At 65.7% G+C, this 20,419-nt stretch carries 17 protein-coding genes and 2 tRNA genes; 14 read left to right on the forward strand and 5 right to left on the reverse strand.

Translation table 11 applies throughout. The annotated features are described in order from the left end of the window. The first annotated feature begins 1 nt into the window (after position 1). A complete protein-coding gene (locus HZY97_RS01585) occupies positions 2-622 on the forward strand; it encodes a hypothetical protein (RefSeq protein WP_180139899.1) in 621 nt (206 codons plus the stop codon). Between the two features lie 24 nt (positions 623-646). Here HZY97_RS01585 and HZY97_RS01590 read toward each other — a convergent pair whose 3' ends face one another. Both HZY97_RS01590 and HZY97_RS01595 read right to left on the reverse strand, forming a co-directional pair. Continuing rightward, complete coding sequence (locus tag HZY97_RS01590) at positions 647-1,255, reverse strand: isoprenylcysteine carboxylmethyltransferase family protein (RefSeq protein ID WP_180139901.1); 609 nt, start codon at positions 1,253-1,255, stop codon at positions 647-649. Further along, the gene (locus tag HZY97_RS01595; protein ID WP_257214838.1) at positions 1,255-2,664 is read right to left on the reverse strand and encodes a M1 family metallopeptidase; all 1,410 of its coding nucleotides are present in this window, start codon (positions 2,662-2,664) and stop codon (positions 1,255-1,257) included. The genes HZY97_RS01590 and HZY97_RS01595 overlap by 1 nt, the downstream gene beginning before the upstream one ends. Positions 2,665-2,730: 66 nt before the next feature. Between HZY97_RS01595 and HZY97_RS20870 the strand changes: the two genes are divergently transcribed. The 6 genes from HZY97_RS20870 to HZY97_RS01620 all read left to right on the forward strand — a co-directional run bounded on the left by HZY97_RS20870 (position 2,731) and on the right by HZY97_RS01620 (position 8,940). Further along, complete coding sequence (locus HZY97_RS20870; RefSeq protein WP_257214839.1) at positions 2,731-3,015, forward strand: hypothetical protein; 285 nt, start codon at positions 2,731-2,733, stop codon at positions 3,013-3,015. A gap of 241 nt (positions 3,016-3,256) precedes the next feature. Continuing rightward, the gene (lon, locus tag HZY97_RS01600) at positions 3,257-5,653 is read left to right on the forward strand and encodes an endopeptidase La (protein ID WP_180139904.1); all 2,397 of its coding nucleotides are present in this window, start codon (positions 3,257-3,259) and stop codon (positions 5,651-5,653) included. Between the two features lie 168 nt (positions 5,654-5,821). Further along, positions 5,822-6,094: an HU family DNA-binding protein gene (locus HZY97_RS01605; RefSeq protein ID WP_180139907.1), complete on the forward strand. Its 273-nt coding sequence runs from the start codon at positions 5,822-5,824 to the stop codon at positions 6,092-6,094. Between the two features lie 84 nt (positions 6,095-6,178). Continuing rightward, positions 6,179-6,253: transfer RNA gene (locus HZY97_RS01610), tRNA-Val, on the forward strand. Between the two features lie 123 nt (positions 6,254-6,376). Then, complete coding sequence (locus HZY97_RS01615; protein ID WP_180139910.1) at positions 6,377-6,787, forward strand: hypothetical protein; 411 nt, start codon at positions 6,377-6,379, stop codon at positions 6,785-6,787. Positions 6,788-6,906: 119 nt separating this feature from the next. After that, complete coding sequence (locus HZY97_RS01620) at positions 6,907-8,940, forward strand: M13 family metallopeptidase (RefSeq protein ID WP_180141572.1); 2,034 nt, start codon at positions 6,907-6,909, stop codon at positions 8,938-8,940. Positions 8,941-9,003: 63 nt separating this feature from the next. Here HZY97_RS01620 and HZY97_RS01625 read toward each other — a convergent pair whose 3' ends face one another. After that, the gene (locus HZY97_RS01625) at positions 9,004-9,720 is read right to left on the reverse strand and encodes a hypothetical protein (RefSeq protein WP_180139913.1); all 717 of its coding nucleotides are present in this window, start codon (positions 9,718-9,720) and stop codon (positions 9,004-9,006) included. Positions 9,721-9,903: 183 nt separating this feature from the next. Here HZY97_RS01625 and HZY97_RS01630 point away from each other — a divergent pair, with 183 nt between their 5' ends. Beyond that, the gene (locus HZY97_RS01630) at positions 9,904-10,428 is read left to right on the forward strand and encodes a hypothetical protein (RefSeq protein WP_218942843.1); all 525 of its coding nucleotides are present in this window, start codon (positions 9,904-9,906) and stop codon (positions 10,426-10,428) included. Here the strand turns inward: HZY97_RS01630 and bla are convergent. Then, positions 10,425-11,321 carry a subclass B3 metallo-beta-lactamase gene (gene bla / locus HZY97_RS01635; protein WP_180139919.1) on the reverse strand — a complete coding sequence of 299 codons (897 nt, stop codon included), beginning with the start codon at positions 11,319-11,321 and terminating at the stop codon, positions 10,425-10,427. The two genes, HZY97_RS01630 and bla, sit on opposite strands and share 4 nt — an antisense overlap. 147 nt (positions 11,322-11,468) lie before the next feature. On the opposite strand from bla, the gene HZY97_RS01640 reads away from it, so the two are divergent. The 4 genes from HZY97_RS01640 (at position 11,469) to HZY97_RS01655 (ending at position 18,237) form a co-directional block, all read left to right on the forward strand. Further along, positions 11,469-12,353, forward strand: a complete 885-nt coding sequence (locus tag HZY97_RS01640; protein ID WP_180139921.1) for a DMT family transporter — start codon at positions 11,469-11,471, stop codon at positions 12,351-12,353. 38 nt (positions 12,354-12,391) lie between these two features. Then, positions 12,392-13,651, forward strand: coding sequence for an amidohydrolase family protein (locus HZY97_RS01645; RefSeq protein WP_180139923.1), 1,260 nt, complete (start codon positions 12,392-12,394; stop codon positions 13,649-13,651). 194 nt (positions 13,652-13,845) lie between these two features. Then, positions 13,846-15,492, forward strand: coding sequence for a hypothetical protein (locus tag HZY97_RS01650; RefSeq protein WP_180139926.1), 1,647 nt, complete (start codon positions 13,846-13,848; stop codon positions 15,490-15,492). A gap of 81 nt (positions 15,493-15,573) precedes the next feature. Then, positions 15,574-18,237: a TonB-dependent receptor domain-containing protein gene (locus HZY97_RS01655; RefSeq protein WP_180139929.1), complete on the forward strand. Its 2,664-nt coding sequence runs from the start codon at positions 15,574-15,576 to the stop codon at positions 18,235-18,237. Positions 18,238-18,325: 88 nt separating this feature from the next. On the opposite strand, the gene HZY97_RS01660 is transcribed toward HZY97_RS01655, so the two are convergent. Next, positions 18,326-18,997 carry a 2OG-Fe(II) oxygenase gene (locus HZY97_RS01660; RefSeq protein WP_180139931.1) on the reverse strand — a complete coding sequence of 224 codons (672 nt, stop codon included), beginning with the start codon at positions 18,995-18,997 and terminating at the stop codon, positions 18,326-18,328. A gap of 118 nt (positions 18,998-19,115) precedes the next feature. On the opposite strand from HZY97_RS01660, the gene HZY97_RS01665 reads away from it, so the two are divergent. Together HZY97_RS01665 and HZY97_RS01670 are read left to right on the forward strand one after the other, a co-directional pair. Continuing rightward, positions 19,116-20,213 carry a GspE/PulE family protein gene (locus HZY97_RS01665; protein WP_180139933.1) on the forward strand — a complete coding sequence of 366 codons (1,098 nt, stop codon included), beginning with the start codon at positions 19,116-19,118 and terminating at the stop codon, positions 20,211-20,213. Positions 20,214-20,280: 67 nt separating this feature from the next. Continuing rightward, positions 20,281-20,357, forward strand: a tRNA-His gene (locus tag HZY97_RS01670). Positions 20,358-20,419: the final 62 nt, after the last annotated feature.

A 20,419-nucleotide genomic window follows, 5' to 3' on the forward strand; every position in this document is an offset into this window, starting at 1 on the left:
TATGTCTGATGCTGCCATCCTCGCGGACGAAGATCCCCGCGAGTTTCGTTCGCCGTTCGATCTTGCGCTTGATTCGGCCGCCGGCGCGGCATTCCTTTGGCTTGTTTTGGGCCATCTGCTTTTCGCCGCAGGCCTGTGCGTTCTCGTTCTCTCGAATGTCGCCAATGGGGCGATCTGGATTACGCCGCTATTGACCTTGCCCCTCGTCTGGGCAGGGCGCGGGCACCGGCTGGTGATGAAGGTCGCCGTGCTGCTCATCGGCTTTACCGTCGCGCATTGGGCGGCGGCAGAGCTTGCCGGGCAGGTCAATACGGTCACCCATCCGATGCTGCCGGGGCTTGTCGGCGGCGGGGTGGGAGCCGGGCTCTCACTGCTGCTGGTAATGATCACCGGGCTCGGCCGTCCGGGCACGCCGGTGGCGATCTTCGCGGTGTTCGGCACCGCGCTGCTCGCCGGGATCGGCGCGCTGGTCGTCTACCTCTACATGACGACGCTGGCGGGCAATGAGACCTTCCCTGGCAACTGGCTCCAGCTGCTCAAGATCTACACGCCCTGGCAGATCGGCTTTGCCTATGTGCTGGCCAAGCTGCTGCGGCCCGACGGCGGAATGCCGGAGGACTGAACAGAGGGCGCCCCGGGCTGGCCCCTAGATCAGCCCGGGGATGAAGCGCTTCACGCGCGCGGCATAGGCGTCATAGGCGGCGCCGAACTGCGCGCGCAGGAGCCTTTCCTCGCGGGTGACGCGCATCCAGGTGCCGATCCAGTAGAGCGGCACGCCGAGGATCAGCCCGCGCCAATGGCCGAGCGCCAGCGCCATCACCAGGATCCAGATGAACAGCGCGACGTAGATCGGGTTGCGGATCACCGCGAACGGTCCCCAGGTCACGAGCTGGTGGTCATCGAGCGTGCGCGCGACGATCGCCCAGTTGCGCCCCATCGCCCGCGACGAGGCCATGAACAGCGCGATCACCCCGGCGATCAGCACCAGCACCGCGATGACTTCGCCGATCGCCAGCGCGTCCGGCGATCCCAGGACCAGCTTGAGCGGGCCGAAGCCCACCACCAGAAAACCGAGCGCCTGGATGGCGACGCCCAGCATCGAGCCGGAATCGCGCGTGCTCGCCGCCTCTACTTCCGCGGTGCCGCGCCTGCCCTTGGCAACGAGCAGCACCGCGGCCCAGACGAACAGGCTGCCGAACAGCGCGATGACGGCATAGACGCTGGTGGGTTCGGGATGGACCAGTTCGATCATCATCACCTCCGATAGGCGTAGCGTTGATAGGCCTCGACGGCCGCCGAGTATTTCAGGATGCGCGAGTCCGGATCGACGACGACATGCGCGCCCGCCGGGACCTTGAGCGATCCGGTGCCGCCGCTCATCTCCACCATCTTCACCTTGCCGTCGACCGAGACCTCGACCGGCAGCGGGAAGGGCTTGTCATTCTCCACCTTCCAGCGGAGCGTCAGCGTGTCGCCCTGGCGATCCTCGACCAGATCGGGCAGCTTCGCCTGGTAGAGATAGACGTCGAAGAACCACTGCATGTCCTTGCCGGTCACCTGGTTCACGTACTTGATGAAGTCCGGCGTGGTGGCGAAGCGCGGCGTGAAATTGCCCGGCTTGGGGTCGAGGCGGCCATAGACGAGCAGCCGCGTCGCATCGAAGAACTTCTCGTCGCCGATCAGGTTGCGCAGCGTGTGGAGGATCCAGGCGCCCTTGACGTAGATGTCCTGGCCCGGCCCGCCATTGCCCTCTTCATAGACCTGCTCCTCGGTGCGGATCTGGCCCGAGACCACCGGCGCGCGGTTGAAGACGGTGAGGCGGAAATCCTCCATCATGATCGCATAGCGCGCCTCGCCCTCGCGCCAGCGGCCGTAGAGCGGCTGCATGTACTGGGCGAAGCCCTCGTGCAGCCAGTAATCGTCCCAGTTGCTCGCGGACATCTGGTTGCCGAACCATTCATGGCCGAGCTCGTGCTGGAAGATCTCGTCGAAGCCCGAGGGGTATTGCTTGTAGTTGTTGCCGTAGGCGTTGATCGTCTGGTGCTCCATGCCGAGATGCGGCGTCTCGGCGACGCCGACCTTCTCGTCGCTCCAGGGATAGGGTCCGATCACGCTCTCGTAGAAGTCGAGCGAAGGCGCGAACTCGTCGAACAGCTTCTTCGCCTTCTCGTCGCGGCCCGGCAGATACCAATATTCCATCGGGATCGTGTTGCCGTAGCGGCTCTTATAATCGGCCTGGAGCAGCTTGTAGGGCGCGATCTGGAGCGTCACCGAATAGGGGTTGGGGCTGCGCGTGTGCCAGTTCCAGATCGTGCGGCCATCGGGCAGGGTGTCGGTGCCGACCAGCTTGCCATTGCCGGCGACCTTCAGGTCCTTGGGCACGGTCACGTGCAGGTCGACGGTGTCGGGCTCGCCCTTGGGGAAGTCGAGGCAGGGCCAGAACAGGTCGCAGCCATAGCCTTCGGCGGTGCTGGCGATCCAGGGCAGGCGGTCCGGCCCCGGCGTCTTGGCCCAGACCATGCCGTCGTCCCACGGCGCGCGGACTGCGACATGCGGCGTGCCGCCATAGGTGATCTTCAGCATGACCTTGCCGCCGGCCTTTAACGGGCGGGGCAGGGTGATCATCAGCCGGCCTTCGGGATTGGCCCATTCCTTCGCCGTCAACGCCTTGCCGTCGACGCTGAGCGCGGAGACCGGCAGGTTCTTGTCGAGATCGATCTGAAGGATTTTTTGCGGGATCGCGCTGGTGACGGCCAGCGTCGCGGTGCCCTGGATGCGCTGCTTCTCGGGGAAGACTTCGATGGCGAGATCGACATGGTCGAGATGCAGCGCAGCGCGCTCGGGCGCGATCGGACCACCCGATTCCTGCGTGGTCGGAGTGATCGCCGGCTCGCCGGGCTTGATCGTCTGCGCGGCGGCGGGAAGGGCGGTGAGCGCCAGGGCCGAGGCGGCGAGGAGCAGATGGGTGCGGATGGGAGCCTCCTTCAGGCGATCAGGCGAATGCGGGGATCATAGGAAAACGGCGCGGATTTGAAAGTGGCGCGAGTCGCGGGGTTGGGACGGGCAGAACGGCGCCGGAAGTGCGCAAAAGCCCCTCATGCGGCGTGCTTTGACATCCGCAGCGGGCATAAAACCGCTTGCCCGTGCCGCAATGGGAAGCAACACTCCACAGCCTGATAGCGTTCGGCGATTGATGCCGGCTGCGCGGCCACCATATAATGGAGATGAGGAGCCCTGTGCGGGCTCAGGAGTATCCATGAAGCAGTCCTACCCCGTTCTTCCCCTTCGGGACATTGTCGTCTTCCCGCACATGATCGTGCCGCTGTTCGTCGGCCGCGACAAGTCGGTCGCCGCGCTCGAGGCCGCCATGGCCGACGACAAGGAGATTTTCCTCGTCGCCCAGCTCGATCCGGCCGAGGACGATCCCGGCCGCGAAGACCTGTACGATACCGGCGTCTCCGCCGAAGTTCTCCAGCTGCTCAAGCTGCCGGACGGCACCGTGCGCGTGCTCGTCGCCGGCAAGGAGCGCGGTTCGCTCGTCACGATGGAGGAGGGCGGCGCCTTCCTGACCGCCACGGTCGCGCCGATCGACGATGATGCGGTGGAAGGCACCGAGATCCAGGCGCTGATGCGCTCGGTCGTCGATCAGTTCGAGAATTACGCCAAGCTCAACCGCAAGCTGCCGGCCGAGACCGCGGTGCAGCTCGCCGAGCTGGAAGAGGCATCGCGCCTTGCCGACGCGGTGGCCGCCAACATCGCGGTGAAGGTGTCCGACAAGCAGTCGCTGCTGGTCGAGACCAATCCGATGAAGCGCCTCGAGATGGTGTTCGCCTTCATGGAGGGCGAGCTCGGCGTGCTGCAGGTCGAGAAGAAGATCCGCAGCCGCGTGAAGCGCCAGATGGAGAAGACGCAGCGCGAATATTACCTCAACGAGCAGTTGAAGGCGATCCAGCGTGAGCTCGGCAATGAGGGCGAAGAGGGCGACGGCGACGAGATCGCCGAGCTGACCCAGAAGATCGCCACGCTCAAGCTCTCGAAGGAAGCCCGCACCAAGGCGCAGGGCGAGCTCAAGAAGCTCAAGACCATGGCGCCGATGAGCGCCGAGGCCACGGTGGTGCGCAACTATCTCGACGTGCTGCTGGGGCTGCCCTGGGGCAAGAAGTCGAAGCTCAAGAAGGACCTGGTCGAGGCCGAGAAGATCCTCGATGCGGACCATTATGGGCTGGAGAAGGTCAAGGACCGGATCATCGAGTATCTCGCGGTCCAGGCGCGCACCAACAAGTTGAAGGGGCCGATCCTGTGCCTCGTCGGCCCGCCGGGCGTCGGCAAGACCTCGCTGGGCAAGAGCATCGCCAAGGCGACCGGGCGCGAATTTGTCCGCCAGTCGCTCGGTGGTGTGCGCGATGAGGCCGAGATCCGCGGCCACCGCCGCACCTATATCGGCTCGCTGCCGGGCAAGATCGTGTCGAACCTCAAGAAGACCGGGACCAGCAATCCGTTGTTCCTGCTCGACGAGATCGACAAGCTTGGCCAGGATTTCCGCGGCGACCCCGCCTCGGCGCTGCTCGAGGTGCTCGATCCCGAGCAGAACAACAAGTTCAACGATCACTATCTGGAGATCGACATCGATCTTTCGGATGTGATGTTCGTCACCACCGCGAACTCGCTGAACCTCCCGCAGCCGCTGCTCGACCGCATGGAGATCATCCGGCTCGAGGGGTACACCGAGGACGAGAAGGTCGAGATCGCCAAGGGCCATCTGCTCGACAAGCAGATCGAGGCGCACGGGTTGAAGGAAGGCGAGTTCATCCTCACCGACGGCGGCCTGCGCAAGCTGATCCAGGAATATACCCGCGAGGCGGGCGTGCGTACGCTCGAGCGCGAGATCGCCAAGCTCGCTCGCAAGGCGCTGCGCCGGATTCTGGAAGGCAAGACCGAAAGCGTGACGATCACGCCCGAGAACCTCCACGAGTTCGCCGGCGTGCAGAAATATCGCCACGAGCTCGGCGAGGAAGAGAACCAGATCGGCGCGGTCACCGGCCTCGCCTGGACCGAGGTGGGCGGCGAGCTGCTGACCATCGAGAGCGTCACCGTGCCCGGCAAGGGCATGATCAAGACGACCGGCAAGCTCGGCGATGTGATGAAGGAATCGGTCGAGGCCGCGTTCAGCTTCGTCAAGGCGCGCAGCCCGTCCTATGGCATCAAGCCGAGCTTGCTCCAGCGCAAGGACATCCACGTCCATCTGCCCGAAGGTGCAGTGCCCAAGGACGGGCCGTCGGCGGGCATCGGCTTGGTCACGGCGATCGTTTCGACGCTCACCGGGGTCGCCGTCCGCAAGGACATCGCGATGACCGGCGAAGTGACGCTGCGGGGCCGCGTGCTGCCGATCGGCGGCCTCAAGGAGAAGCTGCTCGCGGCGCTTCGGGGCGGCATCAAGACGGTGCTGATCCCGGAGGACAATCGCAAGGACCTCGCCGAGATTCCGCAGAACATCCGCGACGGGCTCGATATCATCCCGGTCAAGCATGTCGACGAAGTGCTGCGCCTCGCGCTCACCGAGCCGCTGACTGCGATCGACTGGAGCGAGTCCGACGAGCTGGCGGCCCAGCCGCCGGCGGGCACCACGGGCCTGGGGGACGCCGTCCATCATTGATGGGCGGCCGTCGCCAACCGTTCAGGCACCGTAACCTTTTCGTCATTTCGAGCGAAAAGCGGGGTGAAACGTTTTGACAGTGGCGGCGGCGTCGTGCTGACTTGATCGCTCGGCCTGTGGGCGCGACTCGCGTATTTGTGCGTATTTCATGAGGGGGAAAGTCACGAAATGAACAAGCAAGAGCTGATCGGACAGGTCGCCGAGACCTCCGGGCTGGGCAAAGGCGATGCGAGCAAGGCAGTTGAGGCTGTGTTCGATGCCATCCAGACCGCGCTCAAGAAGGGCGATGAGGTTCGACTGGTCGGCTTCGGCACGTTCTCGGTCAGCAAGCGCAAGGCCTCGACGGGGCGCAACCCGCGCACGCGTGAGCCGATGACGATCAAGGCGTCGAACCAGCCCAAGTTCAAGGCCGGCAAGGGCCTGAAGGACGCGGTCAACTAAGCCGCTTCAAACCGGGTTTTGGGGCTGGACAGCAGGGGCTGTGCCGCCTAAAGGCCCGCTTCCCATTTCGGCCTAACGGCCAATGGGCGCGTAGCTCAGTGGTAGAGCACACCCTTCACACGGGTGGGGTCGTAGGTTCAATCCCTACCGCGCCCACCATTTCAAAAGCCCGTCGGTCCTGAGGCCGGCGGGCTTTTTGTCATGTCTCGATCGAACGCGGACGGCGTCTGCATCCTCTCTGCACCCTGGCGAACCATGGCTGCCGAAACGGAAAGAGGGAGCATGTCCGTGCACAGCGGGTTCGCCTTGCTTATCGCTCTGGCGGGGTTGCTGTCGGGTTGCCTCGACCGCTCCGACGGTTGCCGAAATGATCCGCTCTCGGCGGTCGATGCGCCGGACGGCCGGCTGAGCGCAGTGCTGTTCCAGCGCGAATGCGGCGCGACCACGGGGTTCTCCACGCAGATATCCATCCTGCGTCCCGGAGAATTGCCTGCCGCCGGAGGAAATGTTTTCATCTCGGACGACGGTCACGGTGCCGCAATGCCGGCCGATTGGCATGGTCCGTGGGTTGACGTGCACTGGCTTGGCCCGGACCGGCTTCTCGTTCGCTACGCTGCTCGGTCGCGGATATTCCTCCGGAACGAAAATGTGTCCGGCGTGCGGATCACCTACCAGCCCGCGAATGATTTGTAGCCTCCCGCGCAAGGATATTGCGCGTCCCCGAGCAGCGTGACACACTTTCCCCAGACGCGCCTAACGTCGCAATTTCGGGGGACCGCCACGTGAAGAAATATCTGCTGCTCGCCTCGGCCATGGCCGTGCTTGCCGTGCCCGCGATCGGCCTCAGCCAGCAATCGGGCGCGCCCGTTGCCGTGGCCGATGCCGGCGCCACCCGCTACGGCGCCTGGGGCTTTGACCTCACCGGCATGGACAAGAGCGTGAAACCCGGCGACGACTGGTTCCGCTTCGTCAACGGCAAGTGGGTCGATCGCACCACGATCCCCGCCGACCGTTCGTCCTACGGCGCCTTCGCAGTGCTGCGTGACCTTTCCGAAGTCCGCACGCGCAACCTGCTCTCGGGCTATAGCGTCACCGACACCGCGCATCCGGACCGGATGAAGGCGGCGATCCTGTACAATGGCTTCATGGACGAGGCGCTGGCCGAAAAGCTCGACGCCCAGCCGCTCACGGATCGCCTCGCGCCGGTCAAGGCTGCGGCGAGCAAGGACGATCTCGCCCGGCTGATGGGTGCCTCGGTCGGCGGCTTTGGCGGCAGCTTCTTCGGTGTCGGCGTCAACGACGATGCCAAGAGCCCCGACGTCTATGCGCTGTACCTGCGCCAGTCGGGCCTCGGTCTCGGCGACCGCGACCTCTATCTCGACGCCAAGTTCGCGCCGCAGGTGGCGCGCTATCAGCAATATGTCGCGCAGCTGCTCGGCATGGCCGGCTGGGCCGATGCCGATGCGATGGCCGCCAAGGTGGTCGCAATGGAGACCCAGATCGCCAAGGCGCACTGGACCCGCGCGCAGAGCCGCGACCGCGACAAGACCTATAACCCGACCAGCGTCGCCGAGCTCAAGGCCAGCGCGCCGGGCTTTGGCTGGGATAGCTTCTGGGCGGCGGCGGGCCTCACCAAGGCCGACCGGGTGATCGTGTCGCAGAACACCGCGATCCCGGCGATCGCCAAGGTCTTCGCCGACACCGATCTCGAGACGCTCAAGGCCTGGCAGGCCTTCCGCACTACCGATGACATTTCGCCGATGCTCTCGAAGCGCTTCGTCGATGCGCAGTTTGAGTTTCGCTCCAAGTTCCTCAACGGCCAGCCGCAGCAGCGCGATCGCTGGAAGCGCGGCGTGGCGTTCGTCGAGCGCGGCATCGGCGAGGGCGTGGGCCGCGATTATGTCGCGCTCTATTTCCCGCCGGCCTCCAAGGCGAAGATGGACACGCTGGTCGGCAACCTGCGCGTTGCGCTCGCCGGGCGGATCAACAACCTCGCCTGGATGAGCCCGGCGACCAAGGCGCAGGCGCAGGAGAAGCTCAAGGGCTTCACCGTCAAGATCGGCTATCCCGACAAGTGGCGCGACTATTCGGCGCTCGAAGTGAAGCCGGGCGACTTGGTCGGCAATGCCGAGCGCGCCGGCCGCTTCGAATGGGATTTCCGCCGCAACCGCCTCGGTGGGCAGGTCGACAAGACCGAATGGGGCATGACCCCGCAGACCGTGAACGCCTATTACAACTCGGTGAAGAACGAGATCGTCTTCCCGGCCGCGATCCTGCAGCCGCCCTTCTTCGATCCGCAGGCCGATGATGCCGTCAACTATGGCGGCATCGGCGGTGTGATCGGCCATGAGATCAGCCACGGCTTCGACGATCAGGGCCGCAAGTCCGACGGCAATGGCGTGCTGCGCGACTGGTGGACCGCCGAAGACGCCGCCAAGTTCGAAGCCCAGGCCTCGATCCTCGGCGCGCAGTACGAGGCCTACAGCTTCGAGGGACTGCCCGGCGTCCACATTAACGGCCGCGCCTCGATGGGCGAGAATATCGGCGACTTGGGCGGCGTGCTGATCTCGCTCGACGCCTATCACCAGTCGCTCGGCGGCAAGAAGGCCAGGGTGATCGACGGCTATACCGGCGACCAGCGCTTCTTCCTCGGCTGGGGCCAGGTGTGGCGCACACTGTTCCGCACCGAGGCGCTGCGCCAGCAGCTGGTCAGCGACCCGCACTCGCCGGGCCAGATCCGCGCGATCAACCCGCTGCGCAATGTCGATGCCTGGTATGCCGCCTGGAAGATCGACGCGAGCCAGAAGCAATATGTCGCACCGGACAAGCGCGTGCGCATCTGGTGAGGTGATCGCCTTTCGTTGAATGAGCCCGCTGGTTTCATGACCAGCGGGCTGCTCAACCAAAGGTTACACCGTGGGGCTGCTTTGGTCAGTGATCTGCTTGATGGGCTCGTGAGTTAATGCGGGCGGATTGCAGAGGCGGAATTCCTGCTCCGCTTCAATTTTTCGTTCGATTTGAACGGTCTCCATCATTGAATCGATTGTCTTCTTCGCTCCCGGCGCATCCGCGAGGAAGCTGGTAATCTGCGGAAGGGTGCCAATGGCGCCAGCGAGAATCCAAAAAGGACGCAGGCCTGCTCGTTTTTGATCGAGCTGCGCTTCAACGGCATCCAGCTTTTTATGAAGGGAGACTTTAGCAGAATCTGACAGATTCGAGCGGTTCACAGAAGATCTAAGCTCTTCGATTTGTGATCGGATCGTCTCTTTTGTTGTATAGGAAAGAGTCACGGACTCGGTTCGCAGTGACCCGCGGAGTGCGATTTTTATGCTGGTAAGAATCCGAGCAAGCTGTGCATCGAACTCCGCAAGCGTCTCCGTGGTTTGTTGCGCAGTTGCTGCTGTCGGTAGTCCGGGGATTCCGAGCTCATCTGCGATTGCTGTTAGCTCCCAAACATACTGCCTCTGCCATGATTTTGTAGTGTAGGGTCCTCTGGCAGCGTCATCGCCTTGAAGGACTTCTGTTAGTCTGGTTCGCGCTATCTGGGCGAGAAAGAGGAATGCCTCACGATTATCCTCTGGAATGTCGTTCCAGGATTCTTCGGGGATGAGCGATGCTGTGATCATAAAACATATTACTACAGGTCCATAATGCTCTGTCGAGATCTCGGGTGAGGATCTTTTGAGCCGTAATTTCTACTCCTGCACATCCCCTGCACGGCGATTCCTCCGAAAGCTGGTTGGCGCTTTCGGGCGCCGAAGCGCAGAGCCTGACCGTCAACAACGGAGGCAGGCATGGCGGCGCAGGTGATGAACGAACCCCGGACCAGCACCCGGCTGCGGATCGCGGCGTGGAGCGCGGCGGCGGGCTTGCTGATGCTGCCGGCGATCGCGATGCAGCTTACCCGTGAAGTCTCCTGGGGGCCGGTCGACTTCCTCGTCGCGGCGCTGCTGATCGGCGGGACCGGGCTGATGTTCGAGCTGGCGATTCGTGCGCGGACCAGCGGGGCCTATCGCGCCGGGGCGGCGGTGGCGCTGTTCACGGCGTTCCTCACCGTCTGGATCAACCTAGCCGTCGGCATGATCGGCGACGAGGGCAATCCGCTCAATTTGATCTTCGGCGGGGTGATCGCCGTCGCGATCCTCGGCGGGTTCGTTGCGCGCTTCCAACCAATCGGCATGGCCTGGACGATGGCGGCGACCGCATTGGTGCAGGCCGCCACCGTCATCCCCGCGCTTACCACCGAGCCGCGCACCGCCGCGCTGATCGGCGCGTTCACGCTTCCTTGGCTGCTCGCGGCCGCGCTGTTTCGCGCCGCTGCGCGCCGGGGCTAGCGCGCCTTGCCCGCCTTTTCGTCGGCCAGCCGCTTCGCCAGCGCGGTGGCCGACTTGTCGGCATAGGCGCGGCAGGCGCCGGGATCGATATAGGGGTTGGGCCGCACGCCCTTGGCAAAGCGCGCATATTTCTCGATGCCGCCCGAATTGTCGGGATGCGCGCTGAACATGATGTCGCAGGGCATGACGCGGACGCGGGCCTGGGTCGCGCGGAAGCTTGCGACGACTTCGGGATGCTTGGTGAAGCGATAGCCGTCGGCGGCGACCGGGTTGAGGCTCGAGGCGAAGACCATCGTCCTGCACGCGCGGCCCTCGCAGCTCCGCCAGGTCCAGCTCATGCTGCCCGGCGTGTGCCCCGGCGTGGCGCGGGCGGTGACGGTGACGCTGCCCAGTCGGATCGCCTCGCCATCCTTCACCGCCCGCACCCGGGAGACGGCGGGGAAGGGGACCAGCCAAGCGGCCTGGGGATCGTCCGGGGTGCTCATCCCCTGCTTCAAGGCGGTCACCGCCCAGGCCCCGGCCAGCACGGTGGCGCCGCTGTCGCGCACCAGCGCGGCGAGGCCGCCGGCATGGTCGAAATGCGGCTCGGTGCTGAGGATCAGCTTCACATCCTGGATGCGGTAGCCAAGCTTGCTCAGGTTCGCCTCGACCGAGCGAACCGATTGCGGCACCGCGCCGTCGATCAGGATCAGCCCCTTGCCGGTGTCGATCAGGGCGACATTCATCCCCTCGAAGCCGACCAGCGAGGTGTTGCCATAGACGCGGACCGGCGCCTGCGGGCCGATCCACTTGGCCGCGGCCTCGGGCGCGATCGGGCGGGTCAGCGGATCGTCCTGCTGGTGGGTGGTGGCGGTGGTTAGGAGGGCGAGGGCGGCGAGGTGGATCGGCTTCATGCGCGGGTTCCTGAATTGCTGTGCCCGCGAGATGGCCTGCGCAGCCCCCGGCGCACAAACCACCATTTCTCGGAAGAGCCATTAGCTGGGTTGATGGCTCGCCTGGCGATGCCTAAGCGCAACCCGGGTCTGGGATAGGAGTAAGGCGTGCTCTGGGCAGTAGCGACGGTGGCGGCGGCGGGGTTTCAGGTGGGTCGCAACGCGCTCCAGCGGGGCATGATGTCGAACACCGGCCCCTGGGGCGCGACGCTCGTGCGCTTCCTGTTCGGCCTGCCATTCTCGCTCGTCTTCACCGGCGTGGCGTTCGCGCTCAGCCCACATCTCGATCCGCAGTTCGGCTGGGACTTCTGGTGGCCGGCGCTGACCGGCGCGCTGGCGCAGGTCATCGCCACCGCCGCGCTGTTGCTCGCCATGCACCATGCGGGCTTTGCAGTGGGCACCGCGCTCCAGCAAAGCTCGGTGCCGCTGGCGGCCACGGTGGGGCTGGTCGTGTTCGGGGACAATCTCTCCGCACTCGGCTGGGCGGGCGTGGCGGTGACCACCTTCGGGCTCGCCGTGCTGGTCTGGCCCAAGAAGATCGAGGGCGCGCATCACCCCGTGCTCGGCGTGACCTATGGCGTGCTCTCCGGGCTGTTGTTCGGCTTCGCGCTCAACGCCTTCCGCCATGCCGGGCTGCGGCTCGAGCCGCACCATCCCTGGTTCTCGGCGGTGGCGTGCGTCGCGATCGTCCAGGCGGTGCAAGCAGGCGGGCTGGGGCTTTATCTTCTGGTGCGCGACCGGGCGGCGCTGGTTGCAGTGGTCCGGGGCTGGCGCCAGTCGCTGGGCGCCGGGCTGTTCGGTGCGCTCGCCTCGTCGGGCTGGTTCCTCGCTCTCAACCTGGCGCCGGCCGCGGCGGTACGCGCGCTGGGGGTGATCGAGATGCCGATCGCGGCGGCGGCGGGGCACCGGCTGTTCCGCGAGAAGCTCAGCCTGCGCCAGGTGCTCGGCGTGGTGCTGATCGCCGGGGGCGTGGCGATGACCGCAATGTACTAATACTGGCGCTGCGACCGGCGTGCTGCCAGTCTGGCGGCATGACCACGCTCCGCCGCCTGCTCGCCGCCGCCTTGCTGCTCGTTCCGGGCGTCGCCGTCGCGCAAAAGGCGCCGGTGCTGCTCGTGCCCGACCGCGTGTTCACCGCGACCGACCGGGTGATGCACCCCGGCTGGAAGGTGCTGGTCGCCGACGGCAAGATCGTCGCCGCCGGGCCGGACGTCACTGCGCCCACCGGCGCCGAGACGCTCGCGCTGCCCGGCACCACGCTGATGCCCGGGCTGATCGACCTCCACGTCCATCTGTTCCTCCACCCTTATAACGAGACCAGCTGGAACGATCAGGTGATGAAGGAGCCGCTGGCGCTCCGTACCGCCCGCGCCGTCGCGCACGCGCGCGCGACGTTGATGGCCGGGTTCATTACCGTGCGCGATCTCGGCACCGAAGGGGCAGGGGATGCCGATGCCGGGCTCAAACTGGCGATCCAGCAAGGCATTGTGCCGGGACCGCGCCTGCTGATCGCCAGCCGAGCGCTCGTCGCTACCGGAGCCTATGGCCCCAAGGGCTATGCCTATGATGTGCCACAGGGCGCCGAGGAAGTGAGCGGGGAGGGGATCGTTGCCGCGGTCCGCGGCCAGATCGCGCATGGCGCCGACTGGGTGAAATTCTACGCCGATTACCGCTGGGGTCCGGGCGAGCCCAGCCGCGCAACCTTCAGCCTCGACGAGCTCAAGGCCGGCGTCGCCGCCGCGCATGATGCCGGGCGCAAGGTCGCGGTCCATGCCAGCACGCCCGAGGGGATGCGCCGCGCGATCCTGGCGGGCGCCGACACGGTCGAGCACGGCAATGATGCGACCGCCGAGACCTTCGCGCTGATGAAGGCGCACGGCGCCGCCTTCTGCCCGACGCTCGCCGCCACCGATGCGATCACCCGCTATGGCGGCTGGAACGGCATGGCGCCCGAGCCCGAGGCGATCCGGGCCAAGCGCGCGAGTTATGCCGCCGCGCTCAAGTCCGACGTGACGATGTGCGTGGGTGGCGACACCGGCGTGTTCGCCCACGGCGCCAATGCCCGCGAGATCGAATTGATGGCCGGCTGGGGGATGGCGCCGGCCGACGCCTTGTGGACCGCCACGGCGGGCAACGCCGCGATCCTGGGCATGCAGGACCGCATCGGCAGCATCGCGCCGGGCCGAATCGCCGACCTGGTCGCGGTCGCCGGCGATCCGCTCAAAGATTTGTTCGCGCTCGGAAATGTCCGGTTCGTGATGCAATCGGGCAACATCGTCACCACGCCCTGAACCATTTCGGGCGCGTACGGAGGCGCTGTCACAATCGAGTCACGAGAGTGTCTCGGAAACGTCTTCGATTCCGCGCCATCGCGTAACAACCCCCGCCTAGCGCCACTTTTGCGGCCGACGGGGGATAAGCCGAGTCGATCCCGCACACTGTTTCAGAATTCGTGCAACCCGGCGTCCGCCGGAACGGAGATCCTATGGCCAGCTTCAAACGCGTCAGCCTCATCATGATGACCGCAACTGCTTGCGCCGCCCTGGCGGCGTGCGATGGCGCGAACGACATTGCCTCGCCGGGCACCGGCGGCAACGTCATTATCAACAACCCGCCGGCCCCGACCCCGTCGCCCACGCCGACGCCGACGACCGCGCTGGTCACGCCGGCCACGGGCTGCCCGACGATCGCCGATCCCAAGGGCCTGACCGACGCCGGCACGATCACCGGCCCGACCGGCCAGTGGCGCGTCTGCACGCTGCCGTCGATGATCGCCAAGAGCATCACGCTGCCGAAGATCGCCGGCCTCGTCTACCAGATGAGCGGCCGCGTCGACGTCGGTTGCGATGGCGGCATCGTCGCTCCGACGACCGCTGCGCCGCGTGCCAGCACCACCGCGACCTGCACCACCGCCAACGGCATCACGCTGCCCGGCGGCAACCTGACCGCCGACACGAACGTCACCCTGACGATCGAGCCGGGCGTGATCGTGTTCGGCGGCACCGGTACGTCGTGGCTCGCAGTCAATCGCGGCAACAAGCTGAACGCCGTTGGCACCGCCACCGCGCCCATCATCTTCACCAGCCGTGACAACATCCTCGGCCTCAACAACGACCAGACCATCGGTCAGTGGGGCGGCGTCGTGCTGATGGGCCGCGCCAAGATCACCGATTGCACCACCGGTTCGACCGGCGCGGGCACCTGCGAGCGTCAGACCGAAGGCTCGGCCGATCCGGCCGTGTTCGGCGGCACCGACGACACCTACAACGCCGGTAGCGTGAAGTACGTCCAGATCCGCTACTCGGGCTATGTGCTCGGCGCGGACAAGGAGCTTCAGTCGCTCACCACCGAAGGCACCGGTTCGGGCACCACGCTCGACTTCTTCCAGAGCCACAACAGCTCGGACGACGGCGCGGAGTTCTTCGGCGGTACCGTCAACTTCAAGCACTACATCGCTTCGGGCGCCGATGACGACAGCCTCGACATCGACACCGGCCTCCAGGGCGCCTTCCAGTACCTGCTGCTGCTGCAGCGTCCGGGTCAGGGCGACGCGCTGATGGAGATCGACAGCGACGGCTTCGAGACCGACGCGCCGCGCCAGAAGACCGACATCGTCAACTTCACGGCGATCCAGCCGAGCGTCAGCAGCAACAACGAAGGCTCGGGCGACAAGGGTTCGACCCTGGTCCGCGGCAATTCGGACATCCGCTGGGGCAACGGCATCATCGTGTCGCCGAACAACGAGTGCCTGCGCATGAACGGCTCGGGTGCGACCCCGGCCACGCTGCTCGCCCGCGCAGTGGTGATGCAGTGCAACGCCACCAAGTACCTCGCGACCGGCAGCTTCAGCGTTGCCAACGTCTCGGCGAGCTTCGGTGCGGGCGCGAACGCCAACAGCGACACGTTCGTCCCGTCGCTGACCAGCCTGTTCATCAATGGCGCGACCGAAGCGGCCGTCGCCGGCTTCGACGTCAAGACCTGGAACCCCTTCTTCGACACCACGACCTACATCGGTGCCGTGAAGGACGCGAACGACAACTGGTACAAGGGCTGGACCTGCAACTCGGGCTACGCCGCGTTCGATACGACGACCGCTGCGGGCCGCAACTGCCTGTCGCTGCCGACCAACTAAGGCCAGCTGACGGATTGGGGGCGGAGCGCGGCCATGCGGCGGCGCTCCGCCCCTCTCAGGATTTGAATTTGGGGGTTTCACATGACGAAGCCGATGGGGCTCGCCCGCCTGTTGCTACTTACCTCCGCGCTCGTCGCGCCGTCGCTCGCCTGGGCGCAGACGACTTCGCCGGATCCGGCCGGCGCGCAGCCTGGCACCGGCACCACTGCTGAAACCCAGGATCAGGCCGCCGATCCCGCCGTGCAGGAAGAGCCCGCTCCGGACGTCTCCGTCCCGGGCGAGATCGTCGTCACCGGCCGCCGCACCAATGTCGTCCGCGACATGCCGCAGGTCGTCTCGGTGCTGTCGAGCGCCGACATCGCGCGCACCGGCGAAGGCGACATCGCAGGCGCGCTCAGCCGCGTCACCGGCCTCAGCGTGGTCGGCAACGGCTATGTCTATGTCCGCGGCCTCGGCGATCGCTATTCGCTGGCGCTGCTCAACGGCTCGCCGCTGCCCAGCCCCGAACCGCTCAAGCGCGTCGTTCCGCTTGATATCTTCCCGACCAACGTCGTCTCGTCGTCGCTCGTCCAGAAGAGCTATTCGGCCAATTATCCGGGCGAGTTCGGCGGCGGCGTGATCAACCTCACGACCAATTCTCTGCCCAAGGAAAGCTTCCTGACGCTGAGCGGCGGCATGGGCGCCAATCTCGTGACGACCGGCCATATCGGCTATGTCTATTCGGGCGGCGGCTATGACTGGAGCGGCTATGACGACGGCACGCGCGATCTGCCGCCGGCACTCGGCGCCTTCTTCTCCAGCGGCAACCGGCTGAGCTCGGGCACCGTCAACAGCCAGGCGATCGCCGGGCAGCTGGTCAACGCCAACAATTCGCTGGTCCAGAAGAACAGCAGCATCGGCCCGAACTGGTCGGCCAATTTCTCGGGCGGCACCACCTATGATGCGGGTGACGTGCGGCTCGGCCTGATCGCCACCGCCGGCATCAGCAGCAAGTGGACGACCCGCGACTCCACCCAGCAGACCTCGCTCACCAGCGATCTGTCGAGCCTCGAGAGCAATTTCGAGCGCGTCTCGACCGACAATCGCGTCGTGGTGAACGGCCTGCTCGGCGTCGGCGTCGAGTTCGGCGACAACAAGATCCGCTGGACCAACCTCTATGTCCACGACACGCTGAAGCGCGCGCGTCTGAGCCTTGGCCAGCGCCACGGCACCGACACCGACATCATGCAGCAGGACACCGCCTGGTATGAGCGCCAGCTGGTCGACACGCAGGTTGTCGGCGAGTTCAAGCTCAGCCCCGAGTTCAGCCTCGACGTGCGCGGCAGCTATGCCAACACCAAGCGCGAGGCGCCGGACGAATTCTCGTTCGAATATGTCCGCACCAACGCTGCTGCCGACCTTTACGGCGCGTACTTCGTCAACCGCCTCAACAACGGCAATGGCGGCGACGCCACGGTCAGCTACTCGTCGCTCAACGAGAATCTCTGGTCGGGCGGCGCGGATCTCACCTGGAAGCTCGATCCCAATCTGAGCCTTGCGGTGGGCTATGCCTATCTCAACACCCACCGCACCAGTTCGCGCCGTGACTTCCAGTTCAGCGCGTCCACCCCGCTGCCCGGCGGCGTGGCGATGCTGCGGCCGGATCTGCTGCTCGGCAGCGCGATCATCGACTATTACGACGTCAATCTGATCGAGACGAACGAAGGCAATCCGGCCTTTGCCGCCAGCCTCGACAACCATGCCGCCTATTTCCGCGAGAATTGGCAGATCACGTCGGAGCTCTCGCTGGATGCGGGCATCCGCTATGAGACCGCCAAGCTGGTCGTTTCGCCGATCCAGGTGTTCAACACCGTGGGCGCGAGCACCGCGGCGACCAATCTCGACAATGACTATTGGCTGCCCAGCGGCACGCTGACCTGGCAGTTCCAGCCGGGCATGCAGTTCCGCGTGAACGCCTCGAAGACGATCGCACGGCCGCAGTTCCGCGAGCTGGTCTACCAGTTCTACTTCGACCCCGACACCAACCGCCAGTATCGCGGCAACCCGTTCCTCCAGGACAGCCAGCTGCTGAACCTCGAGGCGCGCTACGAATGGTATATCGCGCCGGAGCAGCGCATCACGCTCGCCGGCTTCTACAAGCGCATCGACAATCCGATCGAGGCCTACATCTCGGGTGACGCCTTCGTCACCAGCTTCGCCAACGCGCCCAAGGCGGATCTCTACGGCGCCGAGTTCGAAGTGAACAAGAAGTGGCTGATGTTCGGGGAGCGCAGCCTGATCGCGATCGCCAACTACACCTTCACCAAGTCCAAACTGAAGGTGAATGCCGGCGACGGCGTCTCGGTGTTCGGCTCGTCGTCGAACCTCGCGACCGACTTCTTCAAGGATGGCGCGCCGCTCACCGGCCAGTCGGATCACCTGGTGAACTTCCAGGTCGGTCTGGAGGACAAGGCCTCGCTCTCGCAGCAGACCTTCATCCTCTCCTACGCCAGCAAGCGCGTCACCAGCCGCGGCCTGGCCAATTCGGGCCAGCCGGACGTGTTCGAATATCCGGGGTTCAACCTCGATTTCGTGGCGCGCCAGGGCGTGAAGCTTGCCGGTCAGCAGTTCGACCTCAAGTTCGAGGCCCGCAACCTCACGAACCGGAAGTACAAGGAAACCCAGTCGAACGGGAAGAACACGGTTATCTACAACCGCTATACCCCCGGCACGACGCTGAACGTCTCGGTCTCGACCACCTTCTGACCGAGGGCAGGGGCGCAAAGACAGGGAGCGGCCTGCACATGCGGCGCCGCTCCTTTTCTTTTGGGGCTAGTCTGTTCCGACCCTCGGCTCACCAGCCCCAGGGCTTCTCGCGATACCATTGCGTGACGACGTATTTGAGCCCGGCGCGCACCTTCATCGCGTGGTGGATGGTGCTGGGGTTGGGGGTGCCGTCGGGGCGCAGATTGTTCCAGGCGAGCACCTTGCCGGTCTCAGGCTGGACGATCTTGTCGATTGCCTTGAACCGCGTCGCCCCACCGGCCTCGACGTCGTTGAGGTAGAGCATCACCGTCCAGGTGCGCTGGCCCGCGACGCCGCAATATTTCTGATAGTCCGCGCCCTGCGGCTCGAAATAGTCGGTATGCGCCTTGAACTCCTGGCCCACCTCATAGCGCTGGCCCTGCATCGGCTCGCCGTGGCTGGGATCGAGCCCGGTGAAGGCGGTCATCCGCCGCTTCAATTCCATCACCACCGGGTCCTTCGCGCTGAAGTCGCAGGTCTCGCTGGTGCGGAAGGCATAATCGTCATTGGCGTCGGCGATGGTCGAGGGGCGCCGCTCGGCATCCACCTTGATCCGCAGCAGCTCGCACAGCTCGGGCTCCAGGAAGTTCTTGGCGATGAACATCTGGACCTTGGGGTGCGGCACGCGCTGTACGCCGGGCCACGCCATGATGTGATCGACGATGGGTTCGGACGAAAACCCCGAACCGAGATTGACGAGGGGAGAAGCGGCACTCTGCATCGCGGCTTTCTGCCAAAAGCCATCGCGCTGCGCCAGTATGACGCAAAACCGTCATAAAAACGCAAGCGCCGTGTCACATGACGTGCCTAGCGCGTGACGATCCGCAGAAGGGGATATGATGGACGTGGAAGCTGAAACGCTGGCGCCCGTGGCGGAAACGCCGCCGCCGCCGCTGCTTTCCGCCTCGCGCGCCGAATCGCCCGTCGATGCGCTGCTTGCCGAGGCCCGCCGCCGCCGCGCCTCGCACATCCATCTCGAGATCAGCCCCGCATCCACCGTAGTGCGGATGCGCATCGCCGGCCAACTCACCGAGCCGCGCCATTATCATGTCGACGCAGCGCTGGCCGCGGGCTTCCGCGACGCGCCCGGCGCGGCGCTGCTCGTGCGGGAAGACGGCGAGCGGATCGTGCTGCGCCTCGATGGCGGCGAGCGGCGCGAGCGCGCGCTCGAGGCGATCGGGATGCGCCGTGAACAGGTCGATGCGCTGCTGCCCGCGCTGCGCCGCGGCGGGCTGGTGCTCGTCGCCGGGCAGGCCGGTTCGGGCCGCAGCACGACCATCGCCACCTTGCTCCGCCATTTCGCCGGATCGCCCCGCCATATCGCGACGATCGGCACGCCATCGGTGGAAGGCGCCACCACTATCGACGGCGTCGCCGGTGCTGCCGCGATCCGTGCCGCGCTTGAGCAGGATCCGGACGTGATTGCGCTCGATACGCTCGAGGGTCGCGAGGCCGCCGCTGCCGTTGCAGAAGCTGCGGAGGGCGGCCATCTTGTCTTCGCCGGGATCGATGCGCCCGATGCCGTGTCCGCCATCCGCCGGATGCGTGACTGGCGGGTTGAGCCCTTCCGCCTCGCCTCCAATGTCGCCGCCGTGCTCGCCCAGCGTCTCGTGCGCCGGCTCTGTCCCGATTGCCGCCGCCCGGTGCAGGCGCAGGGGTCGGTCTCCGCGCTGCTCGGCTTCGATTCGGGGGCGATCGTGTTCGCGCCCGTCGGCTGCGAAAACTGCGAGGGCACCGGCTTTGCGGGAATGACCGGCGTGTTCGAGGCGATCATCGCCGATGGCGCGATCCGCCGCCTGATCAACGACGGCGGCGACGAGGCGATCCTGGCGAGCCATGCCTTCCTGCGTGCGCCCAACCTTGGTTCGGCCGCGCGCGCGCTGGTCCGCGAGGGCTGCACCACGCCCGAGGAGGCCGTAAGAATTTCACGCGGATAAGCGCCAAAATATCTCGGCAATTATCTTGCGCTCCGCGGCGACCCCCGCTAAGCGCGCCTTCTTCGTGGCGGTTGTAGCTCAGTTGGTTAGAGCATCGGTTTGTGGTACCGAGGGTCGCGGGTTCAAGTCCCGTCATCCGCCCCATTTCTTCCCTTCGTGACCGCGCGCGGCACACAGACGTGCGGCACTCTCCGCAGGATGTAGCG

The organism is Sphingomonas sp. R-74633 (assembly GCF_013416555.1).
Classification (GTDB): domain Bacteria; phylum Pseudomonadota; class Alphaproteobacteria; order Sphingomonadales; family Sphingomonadaceae; genus Sphingomonas.